This window comes from Rhodococcus sp. UNC23MFCrub1.1, assembly GCF_000686025.1.
Taxonomy (GTDB): domain Bacteria; phylum Actinomycetota; class Actinomycetes; order Mycobacteriales; family Mycobacteriaceae; genus Rhodococcoides.
The window spans coordinates 1-18,004 of sequence record NZ_JMLQ01000016.1 but is presented as its reverse complement, the minus strand read 5'-3'; the positions used below and the strand labels follow the sequence as shown (position 1 = coordinate 18,004).

The following is an 18,004-nucleotide window of genomic DNA, read 5'->3' as shown; positions in this document are numbered from 1 at the left end:
GCCGCCTATCCGCAGTACGTCGAGCGCGCGACGTCGACGTACGTCTGTGCGGTCCGCGACGCGTCCTCGGCGCTGATGGTCGCACCGGACGCCGACGCCTCGGCACCGACGTTCGCGGTGACGAAGGTGAGGACCTGGTCGTCCGCCACACCCTCGGACTGGGCGGCGCAGATGTAGCTCGCCGTGCCGATGGCGATGTCGCCGTTGCCGGCCACCGTGACGCCGCGGGACTTCAGAGCGTCGAGGAACGCGGTTCCACGGGCGTCGATCGGCACCTCGGTCGGGCCGGGGAAGCCACTGGGCACCGGTTCCGCCTCGTCGGGAGCGGTCGCCGCCGCGCCCGGACTCGTGGTCGCACCAGGCGAGGTCGACGTGGCGGACGCGGACGTGGAGGTCGGCGCCTCCGTCGTGGTCGCAGCGGCGGTGGCGCTCGACGTGAGGGACGGCGTGCTGCTGGCCGAGGAGTCGTCGCCGCCGCACGCGGTGAGCAGAGCACCGGCCGCGACGGCCAGCATCACGGGAGCGACGGTGGTGGCGAACCTCGAGGTCACGAAAACGTCCTTACTGTCATCGGGGCACGGCAACTGACAGCGGACGGTACCGGCACGGTCTGAGAGGACTCTGTGTGCGGGAAGGCCGGAGGCCGGCCGCGGGGCGAAGTCCCACCGTGTCGGCACCGCCCGGTGTCGGGTCAGGGAACGATCTGGACGACGCCGTCCCGCACCGTCACGAAGCCGTTCTGGAAGTTCTGCTGGACACCGCCGGGGATGTCGAACTGATCGCTGGTGACGTATCCCAGGCGACCGTTCTCGTACCCGACGCTCTTCCACGCGTCGAATATCTGGCCGTTGAGGATGGACCACGCGCCGGTCGCGGGCGACCAGTAGATGTTGCCGCCCTGGAACTCGGTGAAGCGACCGCCGTCACGGACCGGGACCTCGTTGGTCTTCGCGAAGCCGAGTGCCCCGTTCTCCCACCCGAGCTGGCCGTACTTCTCCATGATCTTGCCCATCACGGCGTGCGTGCCGGTGTCGGGCGAGAAGTACATCGCACCGATCTCGAAGCCCTGGACCGCACCCGGCTTGTTCGGGGTCTGCACCTCGTCGCGCAGCGGGTAGCCCAGCGGCCCACCCTCGTAGCCCTGGCGGGCCCACTCGTCGAGAATCGCGCCGCGCACTGCGTGCGCACCGGTCTGCGGGGTCCAGTAGACCATTCCGTTGCGGAACGAGTTGTAGCGTCCACGGCCGTCCGGGGTTCCGAGCTCACCCGACAGCGGCATGCCCAGTGCACCGGCCGGACCACCGTTGGCCGCGTACGCGCCACCGATCGCACCGGCGACGACGTGCGTGCCCCCGTCGGAGGAGAAGATGCGACCGAACCGGAAGTCCTGTGCCCGCCCACCCGCGACGTCGTACTCGGAGGTGAGGCAGTCGCCGAGCCATCCGTTGGCGCTCGCGGTGCCGCCGATGTTCCCGCCGACGCTGCACGCGGGCTTGTCCACCTCGACGCCGAGGGCGGTGGCGATCTGCGGCCATGCCTGGCGGAGCTCGAACTGCCAGTACTGCCACGAGTGGGTTCCGGACGGCCGGTAGTTGATCGAGGCCGGGATGCCGAGCTTGTTGAGCTTGGTCGCGAACGTCTGCGACGTGAGCCGCGACAGGATCTCGAGACCCATGCCGGCGTAGTTCGTGCTGATGCCGGGGATGTCGGACTGCTGGTCGTACGGTCCGGCGGTACCGCTGCCGCTCGAGACGTACAGGCTCATGCCCTTCAGCTTCTCCGCGAGAACGTACGGGTCGTGCTGAGCCCACAGCTCGCTCGACGGCACGCCCCACATGGCACCGGCGTCGAAGCCGCCCGCGTCCTGCATGGCGTACCCGATGGCCTGCGGCATTCCGAGCGTCGTGGTGCTGAGGATGCCGGAGAACGATCCGGCGAATCGGAAGAAGCCCGGGTTCCGCGCCGAGAGCGTCATCGCGGCGGTGCCGCCCATGGAGAGACCGGCGACCGCGCGCGTCTGGTTGGAGCGCCAGTCACGCTCGAGAATGGGCGGGAGCTCCTTGGTCAGGAACGTCTCCCACTTGTAGTTCCGGCCGTTGTTCTGCTCAGCCCAGTCGGAGTAGAAGCTCGACTGACCGCCGACGGGCAGCACGACGTTGACGTTCTTGTCGGCGAACCAGGACTCGGCGTCGGTCTCGGCGGTCCAGCCGTTCTCGGTGTCGGTCGCGCGCATGCCGTCGAGCATCCACACCGACGGGAACGTGGCCTGCGGGTTCTTGTTCCAGTCCCGCGCGAGCAGCAGCTGCACCTGGATCGGGACTCCCATGGACGGCGAGTTCACCCACACCGCGACACGGCGGTCGGTGATCCAGTCGACCGCGGATACGGTGGCGCCGGCATCCGCCTGCGCGCGCAGCGGCGCTGCCTGGACAGGTGCCGCGTGGACCGGAGACGCGACCGCCGTGGCGGCCTGGCCCCCTGCGAGCGGAAGAACCAGCGTGAACGCCAGGGCGGACAGGATCCGCGCTCTCCGGCCGTTCGGAACTCGCATGTGTGGGACTCGCTTCCTCGAAACGTCAGACTGTGCGGGGCCGTCGGCGTGCCGGAGAGGTCCGGTACGTCGAGAGTGCCGCCGATCTTGTTCTACACGGTCACGGCGACGGTCTCGGGGAGACTCGCTGTGACTGGTGGTGCAAATGTTACTGGAGTCGCCTCAGAACATGCGACAGCCCCGGACACCGTCGCCGAAGCGAGGGCCGGGGCTGTCGACTAGCGAGCTGACTCAGCCGATGTTGGCACGCAGGTCGGGCATCATCTGCACGATCTGATCGAACCAGTAACCCCACCGGTGCGTTCCCTGCGCGGGGAAGCTGTAGGTGACGTTGTTGGCGCCGATCGAGGCCATGCGGACCTGGAAAGCGCGGCTGTTGGCGAGCGCCAGAGCCTCGAGGCCCATGCCGTTGGCGGTGTTGTAGTAGTCGAGCAGCGAGCCCGGGCGGTCGTAGTTGCCCGGGAGGCCGCTGGCGGCCGAGACCCAGACACGCGTGCCGTTGTCACGCAGACGCGGCGCGAAGACGAACGGGTCGTTGCGCAGCCACGCCGGGTTCCAGGGCGGTCCCCACATGCTGTCGACGTTGTAGCGACCGGCGTCGAGCATCGCGACGCGGATGGCCTCGCGCATGCCGGGCGCCGAGATGTTCAGGTAGCCGGACAGCGAGCCGGCGTAGCTGAACTGGTTCGGGTGGTACGCGGCGAGCGTCAGCGCAGCGCTGCCGCCCATCGACAGACCGACGATGCCGTTGTTCTGACGCGAGAAGCCGAGGTCACCCGCTGCGAGACGGTTGGGGAGATCCTGCGTCAGGAACGTCTCCCACTTGTACGTGATCTGCTGGCCGTTGAAGTTCGACGGTGCGTACCAGTCGGTGTAGAAGCTGGACTCACCGCCGACCGGCTGGACGACGTTGATGTTGTTGTCCGAGAGGAACGAGCCCGCATTGGTCTCGTGCTCCCAGCCGCTGATGTCCGGCGTCGCGCGGAGACCGTCGAGGAGGTACACGACCTTCGACGTGTTGCCGTCGGCGGCGCGCCAGACGCGACTCTTGATCGGACCCATGGACGAGTCGGACCAGACGTCGAATCCGGCACGGATCTCGGCGTTGGCAGTGGCTCCGGTGCCCACGACCGCGAGGCCGAGGGGGATGGCGGCGGCCATCACGACGGAGACGAGGGCCTGACGCATACGTCGGCCCACTCGGGGGGTGCGCAGGCGTGAAGCCTTACGCGGCAGAGCGCTGTCGTCACCAGCGACATCGGTAACGGACCCGTCACGCATACATTCGGCCTCTCACAGTTCCGTGCAGCCGGACGGCCGCACCGCTTCGTCGATCGATATCCGGTCACGCTCCGAGGAAGACCTCGGAACCTGAACCATCGGTCTCGTCTTCCGCGCACGATCGCCCCGCGGGCGATCCTGCACGTCGACGCACATCATCTACACATATCTCCGCCGACGGAGACAGCGTTACACAAACGAGATGCCGGAATCCAGCCGGGACGTCGAAATCGGAATACTCACGACACCGAAACGCCATGACCCGGTGATCTCACTGTGACGCGGATCTCACTTGCCGCACATCGTCACGATGCGGGCCGCTCCGGGGGCATCTCCAAATTACACCGTTGTATTTCGTACTTCGGCACCCGGTCGAATCGGTACCCCGCGAGATCCAACGAGTGCTTGAAGTTCTGCACGAATCGGGCCCGCGTGAGCTCCGAACGGTAGGACGTCAGCAGTTCCTGCGTCTCCGGACAGGTCAACGCGACCTGCGCCTGCTCCACCCATTCCTCGTCCAGATAGAACGGCAGGAAGGGATGCACGTCCACCATTCCGGTGTCCGCGACCACCCAGTCCGTGTACAGGTTCTTGTCGTGTCCGATGCGGCCGTTGTCGAGCCGTTCCGTGTGCGCCGCCAACGGATACGCCAGGCCCATCTGATCCAGCACCCGGACGTCGAGCCCCACGTTCATGCTGGTCATTCCCAAGTTGAGGAAGTAGACGACGTGCTCGTCGCCGCCCTCGGGAATCGGCAGGGGCGGCGGCACCACGTCCCAGTAGGTGAACTGCGCGGACGGCAGCAACAGACCGCCGTCCGGCGTGTTCTCGATGGTCTGCACCATTGCCCGCATGCGCGGGTAGTCCAGGTAGTCGCTGGCCAGGATCGGATGGCGGTGGCCGGTGTTCTCGGAGTAGAAGGCCCGCTCGTCGACGATGCCGCTACGCCCGACCGTCGTGCCCTGCGGCATGCCGGTGGTGGTGGCCGCGAAGATCGCCCAGACGACCACGCCGAGCCACAGCGCGACGCACGACACCAGCACCACGATCCCGCGCCGCAGCGGGATCGGCACGACGGCGACCGGGAGCAGCAGCAGGAACAGCGCGGGGAGCAGAGTGCGGCCGTGCATGAAGTCGCCGCCAACTCGCACCGCGTACACCGTGGAGATCAGACCCGACACGAGCGCGAAGACCACCACGGCGCTCGGCGTCCGGATCCGCGAGACCAGTCCGTCGAGACCGCTCGGCGCCTCGCCACGGCGAGCCGCACCGGGCCCGATCCGGGTGGCGGCCAGTGCCGCGGCCACGACGACCAGCACCGCGGGCACCCACAGGGCGTAGGGCCCCACGAGGTTCCACAGATACGTCGAACCCTGCGCCCACTTGGCGCCGCCGGCGTCCTTCGACACCGCGGTGTTCGGGTACGGCAGCGCGTAGTAGCCCATGCGCCAGATCTGGTAGCCCACCGGGAGCAGACCGGCGACCACGACGACGGCGCCGCGGCGGATCCATCCCGACGTCGCGACGACGAGCATGAGGAGCGCGAGGCCGCCGACGATGACGAGTTCCGGGCGGACGAGGGGCGACAGTCCGCCCCAGAACGCGATGACGAGCACGAGTGCCGTCGACGGGTTCTCCACCCGCCGGTCCGCCCACCGGAGCATCAGCCACCACAGGACCGCGATCCAGAAGATGACCAGGCACGACTCGAGGCCGGACGTCGCGAAGTCGCGTGCCGGCGGTACGGCGATGTAGACGAGCGCTCCTGCGGGGAGCGCGAGCACCGCGCGCCCGGCGTACAGGCGTGCCGTGCCGATCATCGCGACCGTGACGGCCGCCGTCGTCAGCACGAGGGCGATGGTCAGCACCACGTACTCGAGGCGGACACCGCTGAGCCACGAGAAGGCGTACACGACATAGGTCCAGGCGGCGCTCGTGTTGGTCTCGACGCGCTCGCCCGCGTTGAACACCGGCCCGTTGCCGGCCAGGAGGTTGCGGACCGTGCGCAGCACGATCAGTCCGTCGTCCGCGATCCAACGGCGGTCCCAGGCGCCCCAGAAGGTCAGCACCGCGACCACGGCGATACCGGCGACGCCGGTCGCTCGGGCCCACCCGGGCGTTCCCACCCGGTCCTCGGCCCGCGACTGCTCGTCGCCGGTACGTTCTGTCAGTTCCTCATGCGAGGTAGACAGCGACACCCACCACTCCGATCCACACGATGGCGAGCATCTGGAGCACCCGGTCCCCGAGTGCGATCTCCTCGGGCTCGCCCGCTTCGCCACCGTCCACGTCCACTGCGTACCGCAGGATAGCGACAGTGAAGGGAACCATCGAGATCGCGAAGAGGGAACTGCCGTTCTTCGCGTCCTGGTCGAAGGCCCACAGTCCGTAGCAGATGACGACGGCCGTGGCGCTGAGCGTCCACACGAACCGCAGGTAGGTGGTGGTGTAGTTCTCCAGCGACTTGCGGATCTTGGCGCCGGTGCGTTCGGCGAGCTGCAGTTCGGCGTACCGCTTGCCGGCTGCCATGAACAGCGATCCGAAGGCCATGATCAGCAGGAACCACTGCGACAGCGGGATGTCGGCCGCCACGCCGCCCGCGATCGCGCGCAGCAGGAAGCCGGACGAGACGATGCAGATGTCGAGCACCGCCTGGTGCTTCAGGCCGAAGCAGTACGCGAGCTGGACCGCGATGTAGACGCCCATGACCACGGCGAGGTTCCAGTTGGCCAGGAACGAGAGCCCGATCGCGCCGCCGAGCAGCACCACCGCCATCGCGAAGGCCAGGTTGACCGGGAGGACACCCGCCGCGATGGGACGGAATCGCTTGGTGGGGTGCGCCCGGTCCGCCTCGACGTCCATCGCGTCGTTGACCAGATAGATGCCCGACGCGGCCATGCAGAAGACGAGGAACGCGAGCGCGACCGGCAGGAGCACCGAGCTCTCGGTGACCGAGCCGGCAGCCAGGGGCGCCGCCAGGACCAGCACGTTCTTGACCCACTGGCGCGGGCGCACCGCCTTGACGATGCCCGTGGCCAGGTTCTTCGGGGGCGCGCCGACGACGGCGGGTTCCTCGCTCATGCTGCTCCTGCTGTCGTGGCCGCTGCGTCTCCGCCGGTCAGGCCGAATCGGACCGCCGCGTTCTTCTCGGCTCGCACCGTCGCCGCCGCGGACAGCGCGCCGAGCGCGGAGCCCACGAGTACGTCGGAAGGGTAGTGAACACCGAGCACCAGGCGCGACACCAGCATCGCGGGCACCAGCACCGGTGCCACGGGCAGACCGCTCGCGCGGCCGATCAGCAGCGCCGCGGCCGTGGTGGACGTCGCGTGCGACGACGGAAAGCTGAACCGGCTGGGCGTGGAGACGCCGACGCGCACGGACGGATGGGTCGGGCGCCGACGCCGCGAGATGCGCTTGACGACGATCGACGCCGCGTGCGCACCGACGGCACCGACCGCGACCGACGCCCACTGCTCGCGCCGCGCCGAGTCGACCACGGCACCGACACCGCCGATGGCGATCCACCCGAGGGCGTGCTCACCGAAGTGCGACATCCCCCGAGCGACACGCACGGCGCCCGGCAGTGATCCGACGCTGCCCTGCACCGCGGTGAGGACCCGCAGGTCGGTTCGAACCAGGTTGTCAGTTCGGATAGGAGAAGACACGTTCCCAACGCTCCTTGCTGGTGAGTTCGGGCACGGCGCGACGGTACCGGTCGGACAGCTCGGGGAAGCGCGACGCCAGCTCGCGGCGCAGCGAGAGCGCCTCTCCGAGCAGCGCGGAGGCGATCTTCGGATCCCGCTTGCGGTACACGACGCCGCGTCCGTCGGCGGTGGTGACGGTGACACCGTCGACCTGCGAGAGCAGGTACCAGCGCGCATCGAGCGTCGGCACGTTGAGCTGGGGACGGTCGTGGTGCTGCCGCTGCGCACCTCGGGCGTTGTGGATCAGGCCCTTCGCCAGCCGGGACACCTTGGCCACGGCGCCGACCGGCTCGGCGACGGCGGGTACGTCCGCGCCGCTGGCCGGCGGGAGCAGCGTCGACGACGGGACGACCACGGCGTCGGGGTACTGCCTGCGTACCCGGTGCACCTCGGCGAGCGCCGTCGGCAGGATGTCCATGATGTGCTCGGGGCCGGCGAGGAAGTCGCGGATCGCCATGTTCTGGATCGCGACCGTGGAGTACTCGAGGCACAGCAGATGCTTCATCGTGGCCTTGACGGTGTTCACCACGAGGCCGCGGGCGGAACCCGGGGAGTGCAACGCCGCCACCACGAGGCGGTTGCGCAGGTGGAAGTACGCCTGCCAGTCGATGGCGTCGTCCTTGTCGCTCCACGCCATGTGCCAGATCGCGGCCCCCGGGAGAGTCACCGTGGGGAACCCGGCCTCGCGGGCTCGCAGTCCGTACTCGGCGTCGTCCCACTTGATGAACAGCGGCAGCGGCTGACCGATCGTCTCGGCGACCACCCGCGGGATGAGGCACATCCACCAGCCGTTGTAGTCGACGTCGATCCGGCGGTGCAGCAGTGTCGACTCGCGGAGCGGCTTCTCGGCGAAGTCGTGGTCGTACTCGACGTTCTGGGCGCCACCCCACATGAAGATGCCGGTGTCGATCTTCTCGCCCATCACGTGCAGGTGACTTCGTGCCTGCAGGTTGAGCATCTGGCCACCGACGAGTGTCGGCACCTTCGCGAAGCGGGCCATGGCGAGCGCCCGCAGGATCGAGTCGGGCTCGATCTCGATGTCGTCGTCCATGAAGAGGATGTGCTCGGCGTCGGTGTTCTCGAGCGCCTCGTACATGATCCGGCTGTATCCGCCGGATCCACCGAGGTTGGCCTGGTCGTGGATGCTGAGGAGATCGCCGAACGCGGCCGCGGCGTCGTCGAATCCGGGCTCGTCGCGCACCTTGCGGGTGCCCTGGTCGGGCACGATGACGGCGTCGACGACGGCCATGACCAGTGGATCGGACGCGATCGCCGTCAGCGCCTTCACGCAGTCCGTCGGCCGGTTGAACGTGGGGATGCCGATGGCCACGGACGCGCGTCCGGGCGCGTCGACGGGTGCGAACCACCCGGCGGACCGCACCTCGACGTCGGTGTCCGTGGTGACGTCGAACCAGATCCATCCGCCGTCCTCGAAGGGACCGAGCTCGACGACGAACTCGAGAGTCGTGACGTCGCCGTCGACCGTCGTCGCGTCGTCGGTGTCGCCGCCCTGGACGTGGATCCGGGACCCGTCCGCCTTCGAGCGGTAGACGTCGACGCGGCAGTGGCCGATCAGCTCGACCCGCAGGACGACGGAATCCAGCGTGCTCCACCGTCGCCAGTAGCTCGCCGGGAACGCGTTGAAGTACGTGCCGAAGGAGACCTCCGACTCGGATCCGATGGACACCGAGGTGCGAGAGAGCGAATGCGCGCGGCGCGGGTTGGTGCGGGCCTCGTCCGTGTACAGGGTGCGGACGTCGAGCGGCTCACCGGCGCGCGGGAGCAGGATGCGTTGGAGCAGCGACCGCCCCAGCAACTGGTCCTCGCTCACGCCGAATCACCCAGTGGAGCACCGGATTCGAGGTGGGGGCGCAACGTGTTCTCGAACGTGGTGAGCGCACTGGCGATGGCCATGTGCATGTCGAGGTACTGGTAGGTGCCCAGTCGGCCGCCGAACAGGACGGAGTTCTCGGCCGTCTCCTGCTTGGCGCGGGCCCGGTAGGCCGCCAGCTTCGCGCGGTCGTCGGGAGTGTTGATGGGGTAGTACGGCTCGTCTCCCGACTCTGCGAACCGGGAGTACTCGCGCATGATGACCGTCTTGTCCGCGGGGTAGTCGCGCTCGGGATGGAAGTGCCGGAACTCGTGGATGCGCGTGTAGGGCACGTCCGCATCGTTGTAGTTCATCACCGGGGTGCCCTGGAAGTCACCGGTGTCGAGCACCTCGGTCTCGAAGTCGAGTGTGCGCCAACCCAGTTCGCCCTCGGAGTAGTCGAAGTACCGGTCCAGCGGTCCCGTGTAGACGATCGGCGCGTCCGGGCTCTCGGCCCGGAGTTCGTCACGGACGTCGAACCAGTCCGTGTCCAGCCGGACCTCGATGAGGTCGCTCTTCGCCATGTTCTCGAGCCACGCGGTGTAGCCGTCGACGGGCAGACCCTCGTGGGTGTCGTTGAAGTAGCGGTTGTCGAAGGTGTAGCGGACCGGGAGCCGCGCGATGTTGCCCGCGGGCAGATCCTTGGGATCGGTCTGCCACTGCTTGGCGGTGTAGTCGCGGACGAACGCCTCGTACAGCGGGCGGCCGATCAGCGCGATGGCCTTCTCCTCGAGATTCGCGGCATCCTCGACCGAGATCTCGCTGGACTGCTCCTCGATGAGCGCGCGCGCCTCGGCGGGAGTGAAGTAGCGGCCGAAGAACTGGGACACCAGGCCCAGGCCCATCGGGAACTGGTACGCCTGGCCCTTGTGCAGGGCGAACACGCGGTGCTGGTAGCCCGTGAACTCGGTGAAGCGAGTGACGTACTCCCACACCTTCTCGTTCGACGTGTGGAAGAGGTGGGCGCCGTACTTGTGGATCTCGATGCCGGTACCGGGCTCGGGTTCGGAGTAGGCATTGCCTCCGATGTGGGAGCGCCGGTCGAGCACGAGCACTCGTTTTCCCAGTTCCGCGGCACTCCGCTCGGCAATCGTGAGGCCGTAGAAACCGGACCCCACGACGATCAGGTCGTACCGTCCTCGCGAAGTATCAGTCACGGGTGACCAGGGTATCCGACGCTGTGTAGTCGTCCCGCAACCCGCACGTCGACCCTCCCGACGGGCGAATCGTTCGAACACCTGGCCGAACCCTCTACTTGAGGTTGATGGTTGGTGTTTCTGTGGTTAGTGTGGCGCTTGTTGCGCATCACCTATCACATGAGTCACATCCGTCACATGTGACGGTGATCGCGGGGCAACGTCTACCAGGGGAGAAATCGTCTTGCACCGTCGACCGAAGCCGTCACTGATTCTGGGTGTCGTCGCCGCACTCGCGGTCACGAGTCCTGTCGTGGTCTACGCCGTCGGGGACAGCACCACCGGAGTGCGCGCGGCCAACGACACGACCACCGTCGTTCCCACGCAGATCGCCAAGCTGGCGCTCGCGAACGCACCCGACATCGTCATCCCCGTGAAGGAACTCACCGGGCTGGATCTGCCGGACATCGACCTGGGGTCGCTGCGCGATCTGTCGCTGCCCGACTCCTTCGAGATCCCGTCCATCCCCGGACTCACGGTTCCCGAGGTGCCCGCCGCGTCGCCCACCGATCCGGCGGCCCCCGCGCCGTCCGAGGTGGACGGCTCGCAGGACGGCGCCGTGGTCAAGGAGGTGTCCCAGGACGCCCCCTTCAGCATGGTCGCGCTGACGGCCGACCAGCTCGGCTCTGCGGTGGCCCGTGTGCGTGCCCAGCTCGACGACGGTTCCTGGGGTCCGTGGAACGAGACGCAGTCCATCGACACCGGTCGCACCGATTCGGACGTGCCCGCCGTCGCCAACGGCACGGAGCCCATCTACGTGGGCCTGACCAAGCGCGTCCAGTTCCTGCTGAGCCCCACCGTCCCGGCCGGCGCCGTGCTGAACCCCGCCGACCCGGCCTTCCCGGTCGAGCCGCCGGCACCCGCTCCCGAGGCGGCACCAGCACCCGAGGCGGCTCCCGCTCCCGACGCGGCCGATCCCGTCGCGCCGGCACCCGAGCTCGGCTACGTCCCGGCGTCGTCGTCCCGCCCGCTACGGGCCCAGCCGATCGCGAACGCCCTCGCGGACGCGACCGCCGTGCTCATCACGCCCGGCACCTCGGCGGCCGACAGCACGCTGAGTGACATCGCGACCCCCGTCGACGGCTCCGGCCCCGCCGTGATCACCCGCGCCCAGTGGGGAGCGGACGAGTCGAAGCGCTGCGGTTCTCCCACGTACGACGACTCTCTCGGCGGCGCCACGGTGCACCACACCGCGGGCAGCAACAACTACAGCAAGGACGAGTCCGCGGGCATCGTCCGGGCGATCTACGCGTACCACGCGCAGACACTGGGCTGGTGCGACATCGGTTACAACGTGCTGGTGGACAAGTACGGCCAGGTGTTCGAGGGCCGCGCAGGTGGCCTCGATCGCAACGTCGAGGGCGCGCACGCGGGCGGCTTCAACGAGAACACCATGGGCATCGCGCTGATGGGCGACTACAGCTCGGAGCAGCCGACGCAGGAGTCGCTCGACGCTGCCGGCAAGTTCCTCGGATGGCGTCTCGGCAAGGCCGGCCTGGACCCGAAGGGGACCACCACGATGACGTCCGAGGGCACGCAGTACACGTTCGTCCAGCAGGGCCGCTCGATCGATCTCCCGGTGATCTTCGCGCACCGCGACGTCGGCAACACCGAGTGCCCGGGCGACGCCGCCTACGCACGTATGGACGACATCCGGTCCATCGCGGCAGCCAACCTGAACGGGACCGGCACCCCGACACCGGCGGAGCCCGGTACCGGGACCTCGACCGACGAGGGCCTGGTGGCGCCGCCCGTCGCCGCTCCCCCGAGTGTCGACGCGTCGTCACCGGCACCCGGCAACACGCTGACCGGGCTCGTGTCCGAACTCCTCGCGATGGGCGTCCAGAACCCGATCGTGCAGAAGTGGGTCGCCGAGGGCGGTGAGTCGGGTCGACTCGGCGCCGCCCTGACCGGACTGCTCCCCGCACCCGAGGGACAGACCCGCGCGGACTTCGCCAACGGATCGATCTACACGACGCCCACCGGCCAGGTGGTCTCGGTGCTCGGCCAGATCTTCAAGCAGTTCGTCGCCATGGGCTCGGAGTCCGGATCTCTCGGACTCCCGACGTCCGACGAGTACCGCATCCCGAACGGATGGCAGTCCGACTTCGAGAACGGATCGCTCTCGTTCGACGAGATCACGGGCATCGTGACGACGGTCGTCAAGACCTTCACCGACACGTACACCGCGGAGATGAACGCCGGCGCGCCGGTGGACGCTCCCGCACCGGCCCCCGAGGCTGCCCCGGCTCCCGAGGCAGCGCCCGTCGGCTGATCGTTCTCCTCTAGCTCCACCACCGTTCGAGCACGCGGGCGACGCCGTCGTCCGCGTTGCTCGTGGTGACCTCGTCGGCCGCGGCGATCGCAGCAGGGTGCGCATTGCCCATCGCGACGCCGTGGCCGACCATCGTCAGCATCGGCACGTCGTTCGGCATGTCTCCGAACGCGATCATCTCGGACGCGTCGATGCCGAGAGTGCGCGCGATCTCCAGCAGTCCCGACGCCTTCGACACCCCGGGCGGACTCAGTTCGATCAGCCCGTTGTCGGTCGAGAACGTCACGTCGGCGAGGTGCTCCACGTGGGACGTCAGTGCGGCCGCCATGTCCCCGCTCGTCATCGACGACTGCCGGATCAGCAACTTCACGGCGGGGGCGGACAGCACCTCCTCCGAGGACGTCTCGGTGTTGTCGGGGTTGAGCCACGCGTGCTCGTAGCCGGGGGAGCTCACGAACTGCGGCGTCGCCGCGTCGTGCGCGCTGCGGCCGACCCGCTCCACCGCGAGGCCGCACCCGGCGATGAGGGACTCCGCAAGAGCGGCCAGCTCGGCCAGATCGGTCACGCTCAACGTCCGCGCCGACACGACCACGTCGTTCTCGCTGTCGTAGATCACGGCGCCGTTGGCGCACACGGCCATGGGCGCGTGGCCCAACTGCTCGACGATGGGCCCGATCCACCGCGGCGGTCGACCCGTCGACAGCACGAAGGTGTCCCCGGCCGCCACGACGGCGTGCACCGCGGCCTTCGTTCGAGCCGTCACACGCTCGTGGTGGTCGATGAGCGTTCCGTCGACGTCCGATGCGACGAGCCGCGGCCGTCCGGTCTCGCCGGGAGTGACGGGTCGCTGTGTGGGCTGCATCGGTCAAGTTTGCCCGACGGGGTTCCGCGACGTCTCCAGCGACGCACGAATATGGCGTGGAGGACGCGATCGACCGGCCGTAGTCTGACGTCCTGTGTCCCATCTCGAACTGTCCGACGTCGACTACTTCCTGCCCGACGGCCGCCAATTGCTGGACGGCGTGTCCTTCCGGGTCGGTGACGGCGCCAAGACCGCACTGATCGGACCCAACGGGACCGGCAAGACCACCATCACCCGCATCGTCGCCGGTGACGTGCCGCCGGACGAGGGGAGCGTGACGCGCTCCGGAACGCTCGGGGTGATGCGGCAGTTCGTCGGCCAGGTGCGCGACGAGTCGACGGTGCGTGACCTCCTGCTGTCCGTGTGCGCCGAGCCCGTCCGTACGGCCGCCCGGCGACTGGACGACTCCGAGAACGCGATGATCGAGCACGACGACGAAGCGACCCAGATGGCCTACGCACAGGCGCTGTCCGACTGGGGCGACATCGGTGGGTACGACCTCGAGCCGTTCTGGGACGAGGTCACCATGGCCGCGATGGGCACCTCGTTCGAACGCGCGAAGTGGCGGGCCGCGTCCACGCTCAGTGGCGGCGAGCAGAAGAGGCTCGTGCTCGAGGCATTGTTCGCGGGCAACGATCAGCTGCTGCTGCTCGACGAGCCCGACAACTACCTCGACGTGCCGGGCAAGCGGTGGCTCGAGCGCACCATCGCCGCGTCGGACAAGTCGGTACTGTTCATCAGCCACGACCGAGAGTTGTTGTCCACGGCCGCAACTCGCATCGTGACACTGGAGCCGGGGATCAACGGCGCCTCGGCGTGGGTGCACGGCGGCGGCTTCTCCACCTACACCGAGGCACGCGAGAAGCGGAACGCGCGACTCGACGAGTTGAAGGCGCGGTGGGACGAGGAGCGGGTGAAACTGCAGGCGCTCGTACTGCGGTTGCGCGAGAAGGCGAAGTTCAACGACGGTGTGGCCTCGCGCTATCAGGCGGCCCGGACGAGGCTCGCGAAGTTCGAGGAGGCGGGCCCACCCGAGGCGGTGCCGCTCCGCCAGAACGTCGCTGTGCGGCTCACGGGAGGACGGACCGCGAAGCGTGCACTCGTGTGCACGTCACTCGAGTTGACCGGACTCATGCAGCCCTTCGACACGGAGATCTGGTACGGCGACCGCGTGGCCGTACTGGGCTCCAACGGGTCCGGCAAATCGCACTTCCTGCGGCTGCTCGCGGCCGGCGGAACCGATCCCGACCTCGAGCACCTCCCTGTCGGTGAACTCGACTTGGCACCCGTACCGCACACGGGCACAGCCACTCTCGGTGCGCGGGTCCGCCCGGGACTGTTCGCTCAGACCCACACCCGTCCCGACCTCGAGGGCAACACATTGCTGGACATCCTGCACCGCGGGACCTCGCACCGTGACGGGATGGGACGGGAGGCCGCGTCCCGCGCACTGGACCGCTACGGGCTCTCCCGCCAGGCGGAGCAGAGGTACGACGACCTCTCCGGTGGTCAGCAGGCACGGTTGCAGATCCTGCTGTTGGAGCTGTCCGGCACCACGATGCTTCTCCTCGACGAACCCACCGACAACCTCGACCTCGAGTCGGCCGACTCCCTGCAGGACGCGATCGTCGCGTTCGACGGAACCGTGGTCACGGTGACGCACGACCGATGGTTCGCTCGGAGTTTCGACCGGTTCCTCGTCTTCGGGGCGGATGGTCGGGTGTACGAGTCGGGTGAACCGGTGTGGGACGAGGGCCGCGTGGCACGCGCTCGATGACACCCCGCCGGACGTGACGATTCGGACACGGTGAGGCGCGTGCAACGCCGTGCGTGCGAGTCGCGCCGTTAGTGTCGGGACACATCTCGGCACGCGAAAGGGTGACTCGGCGTGGACATCATGGAACCGGTACACGGAACGGCCTACCTGCTGTCGGTCGCGGCCGTCGCCGTGGCCGTCCTGCTCTTCCTCATCATGAAGGTGAAGCTCCACGCCTTCCTGTCGCTCGTTCTGGTGAGCATGGTGACGGCGGTCGCCGCAGGCATCCCGCTCGCGGACGTACCCGACACGCTCCTCTCGGGCTTCGGAGGGACACTCGGCAACGTCGCGTTGCTCGTCGCGCTGGGCGTGATGCTCGGCCGGCTCCTCGAGAAGACCGGTGGTGCCCAGGTTCTCGCGGACACCCTCATCGCACGCTTCGGTGAGAAGCGCGCTCCCTTCGCGCTCGGCGTCGCGGCCTTGATCTTCGGGTTCCCGATCTTCTTCGACGCCGGTCTCGTCATCTTCCTGCCGATCATCTTCTCGGTGGCGCGGCGCTTCGGCGGATCCGTCCTGCTCTACGCGCTGCCGACAGCCGGCGCCTTCGCGGCCATGCATGCGATCGTGCCGCCGCACCCGGGACCCGTGGCAGCTGCGGACCTCATGGGCGGAGACATCGGCGTCACTCTCGTCGTCGGGCTCCCGGTCGCGATCATCGCGTGGTTCCTCGGTTCCTACCTGGTCGGCACACGCCTGGGTCGCCGGTTCGTCACCAGCCCGGCCGCGCTGTTCGCCGATGCCGCCGACGACCCCGACGCTCCTGCCGTCGCGCCACCGCGCTTCCTGGCCGTCCTCGGACTGCTCCTGTTCCCGCTGATACTCATCTGCCTGAACACCGGTGTCTCGACGCTGCAGACCGCCGGAATCGTCTCGGAGGACGCCGGATGGGCGGACGCACTCATTCTCCTGGGGCAGACACCCGTCGCTCTGCTGCTGACGGTGCTCCTGTCACTCGTGGTCCTGGCACCCGGACGGTTCTCCGTCTCCAAGGCCACGTCGCTCATGGACGACGCCCTGGGCCCGGTGTGCGCGATCATCCTCATCACGGGCGCCGGCGGAATGTTCGGCGGAGTTCTTCGCGCCAGCGGCATCGGTGCGTCTCTGACGGAGTCGCTGTCGGATCTCGGGTTCTCGTTGATCGTGCAGGCGTTCCTCATCGCGGCGGCTCTCCGCGTCGCGCAGGGCAGCGCGACGGTCGCGCTGACGACCACTGCCGGCCTGGTCTCGGCTCAGGTGGTCGAGCTCGGGTTGGGTAACTTCGACATCGCACTGCTCGTGTTCGCGATCGCTGCGGGGGCCACCGTGCTCTCGCACGTGAACGACTCGGGTTTCTGGCTCGTCAGCCGATTCTTCGGCATGGACGAGAAGACGACTCTGAAGACTTGGACGGTCATGGAAACGACATTGGGACTCGCGGTCTTCGCGCTCGCCTCACTGCTCTGGGTGGTGTTCTGACGTGACGGACCACGCCGACGGCATTCCGAGACACATCGTCGTGATGGGTGTGTCGGGGACCGGGAAGACCACCGTCGGCAGCGCACTGGCGACGACACTGGGGAGCACCTTCATCGAGGGCGACACTTTTCATCCCAAGGCGAACATCGACAAGATGTCTGCAGGCCACCCGCTGAACGACGACGACCGTCGACCGTGGCTCGCCGCGGTGGCAGGTGAGATCGAACGAGTGGCAGTCGAAGGTGGAACGTCGGTGGCGGCCTGTTCCGCCCTGGCGCGGCGGTACCGGGACTGGCTGCGCGGGGGCTACCCGGATCTGTTCTTCGTCCATCTGCAAGCGGACTACGACACGCTTCTCGACCGCATGTCGCGCAGGAAGCACTTCATGCCCCCGTCTCTGCTGCAGTCGCAGTTCGACACCCTCGAGGACCTCCAGGCGGACGAGCACGGCGCGGGAGTGCCGGATGTCGACGGCGTCGAGAAGGTGGTCGCAGCTGCCATGAAGGCAGTGGGCGCCTCCCGGTAGCACCATGCCGGCCGGCGGGGGGCACGGCGAAAGACCTTCTGCCGGTGCATGACCCGTGAATGCAGAAAGCCCCCCGACCGGTGGTCGGGGGGCTTTCTGGGAAGGGTTGTTCGGCGGTGTCCTACTCTCCCACACCCTGTCGGGTGCAGTACCATCGGCGCTGGAGGGCTTAGCTTCCGGGTTCGGAATGGGTCCGGGCGTTTCCCCTCCGCTATGGCCACCGAAACTCTGTGAAACAACAGAGCACGAGGCACACACTTTTCCTGTCACCGGTGCTGCTGGTGATGGATCGGTGGTGCGGGTTTCAGTTATCTGCTGACCAACTCGTGTGTTGTCTCAGATACTGCACAGTGGACGCGTAGCTTCTTTGTGGTAAGTCCTCGGCCTATTAGTACCAGTCACCTGCACCCATTGCTGGGCTTCCAGTTCTGGCCTATCAACCCGGTGGTCTGCCGGGGGCCTTACCCC

At 68.0% G+C, this 18,004-nt stretch carries 13 protein-coding genes and 2 rRNA genes; 4 read left to right on the top strand and 11 right to left on the bottom strand.

Annotation, left to right across the window (positions count from 1 at the left end):
- Positions 1-5: 5 nt before the first annotated feature.
- The 8 genes from BR07_RS0122175 to glf form a co-directional block, all read right to left on the bottom strand.
- Positions 6-551, bottom strand: a complete 546-nt coding sequence (locus BR07_RS0122175) for a DUF732 domain-containing protein (protein WP_027507276.1) — start codon at positions 549-551, stop codon at positions 6-8.
- 140 nt (positions 552-691) lie between these two features.
- Positions 692-2,551 carry an alpha/beta hydrolase-fold protein gene (locus BR07_RS0122170; protein WP_027507275.1) on the bottom strand — a complete coding sequence of 620 codons (1,860 nt, stop codon included), beginning with the start codon at positions 2,549-2,551 and terminating at the stop codon, positions 692-694.
- 231 nt (positions 2,552-2,782) lie between these two features.
- Positions 2,783-3,739: an alpha/beta hydrolase gene (locus BR07_RS0122165; RefSeq protein ID WP_231476482.1), complete on the bottom strand. Its 957-nt coding sequence runs from the start codon at positions 3,737-3,739 to the stop codon at positions 2,783-2,785.
- Positions 3,740-4,137: 398 nt separating this feature from the next.
- Positions 4,138-5,958, bottom strand: a complete 1,821-nt coding sequence (gene zomB, locus BR07_RS0122160; RefSeq protein ID WP_269320113.1) for a flagellar motor control protein ZomB — start codon at positions 5,956-5,958, stop codon at positions 4,138-4,140.
- Between the two features lie 49 nt (positions 5,959-6,007).
- A complete protein-coding gene (locus tag BR07_RS0122155; protein WP_027507272.1) occupies positions 6,008-6,913 on the bottom strand; it encodes a decaprenyl-phosphate phosphoribosyltransferase in 906 nt (301 codons plus the stop codon).
- Positions 6,910-7,455, bottom strand: coding sequence for a phosphatase PAP2 family protein (locus tag BR07_RS26020; protein ID WP_051613706.1), 546 nt, complete (start codon positions 7,453-7,455; stop codon positions 6,910-6,912). Before BR07_RS26020 ends, BR07_RS0122155 begins: the two co-directional genes overlap by 4 nt.
- 19 nt (positions 7,456-7,474) lie before the next feature.
- On the bottom strand, positions 7,475-9,367 hold the full coding sequence (locus BR07_RS0122145) for a glycosyltransferase (protein ID WP_027507271.1): 1,893 nt from the start codon (positions 9,365-9,367) through the stop codon (positions 7,475-7,477).
- Positions 9,364-10,563, bottom strand: coding sequence for a UDP-galactopyranose mutase (gene glf / locus BR07_RS0122140; RefSeq protein ID WP_231476480.1), 1,200 nt, complete (start codon positions 10,561-10,563; stop codon positions 9,364-9,366). Before glf ends, BR07_RS0122145 begins: the two co-directional genes overlap by 4 nt.
- Before the next feature lie 223 nt (positions 10,564-10,786).
- Here glf and BR07_RS0122135 point away from each other — a divergent pair, with 223 nt between their 5' ends.
- Positions 10,787-12,877, top strand: coding sequence for an N-acetylmuramoyl-L-alanine amidase (locus BR07_RS0122135; RefSeq protein WP_027507269.1), 2,091 nt, complete (start codon positions 10,787-10,789; stop codon positions 12,875-12,877).
- Positions 12,878-12,887: 10 nt separating this feature from the next.
- On the opposite strand, the gene BR07_RS0122130 is transcribed toward BR07_RS0122135, so the two are convergent.
- Positions 12,888-13,739, bottom strand: a complete 852-nt coding sequence (locus BR07_RS0122130; protein WP_027507268.1) for a Cof-type HAD-IIB family hydrolase — start codon at positions 13,737-13,739, stop codon at positions 12,888-12,890.
- 94 nt (positions 13,740-13,833) lie between these two features.
- Between BR07_RS0122130 and BR07_RS0122125 the strand changes: the two genes are divergently transcribed.
- The 3 genes from BR07_RS0122125 (at position 13,834) to BR07_RS0122115 (ending at position 17,536) form a co-directional block, all read left to right on the top strand.
- Positions 13,834-15,516, top strand: coding sequence for an ABC-F family ATP-binding cassette domain-containing protein (locus BR07_RS0122125; RefSeq protein ID WP_027507267.1), 1,683 nt, complete (start codon positions 13,834-13,836; stop codon positions 15,514-15,516).
- 111 nt (positions 15,517-15,627) lie between these two features.
- Positions 15,628-17,010 carry a GntP family permease gene (locus BR07_RS0122120; protein ID WP_027507266.1) on the top strand — a complete coding sequence of 461 codons (1,383 nt, stop codon included), beginning with the start codon at positions 15,628-15,630 and terminating at the stop codon, positions 17,008-17,010.
- A 1-nt stretch (position 17,011) separates the two neighbouring features.
- Positions 17,012-17,536, top strand: a complete 525-nt coding sequence (locus tag BR07_RS0122115) for a gluconokinase (protein ID WP_442970392.1) — start codon at positions 17,012-17,014, stop codon at positions 17,534-17,536.
- A 108-nt stretch (positions 17,537-17,644) separates the two neighbouring features.
- Here BR07_RS0122115 and rrf read toward each other — a convergent pair.
- A 5S ribosomal RNA gene (rrf, locus tag BR07_RS0122110) occupies positions 17,645-17,761 on the bottom strand.
- A 143-nt stretch (positions 17,762-17,904) separates the two neighbouring features.
- A 23S ribosomal RNA gene (locus BR07_RS0122105) occupies positions 17,905-18,004 on the bottom strand; the annotation flags it as partial.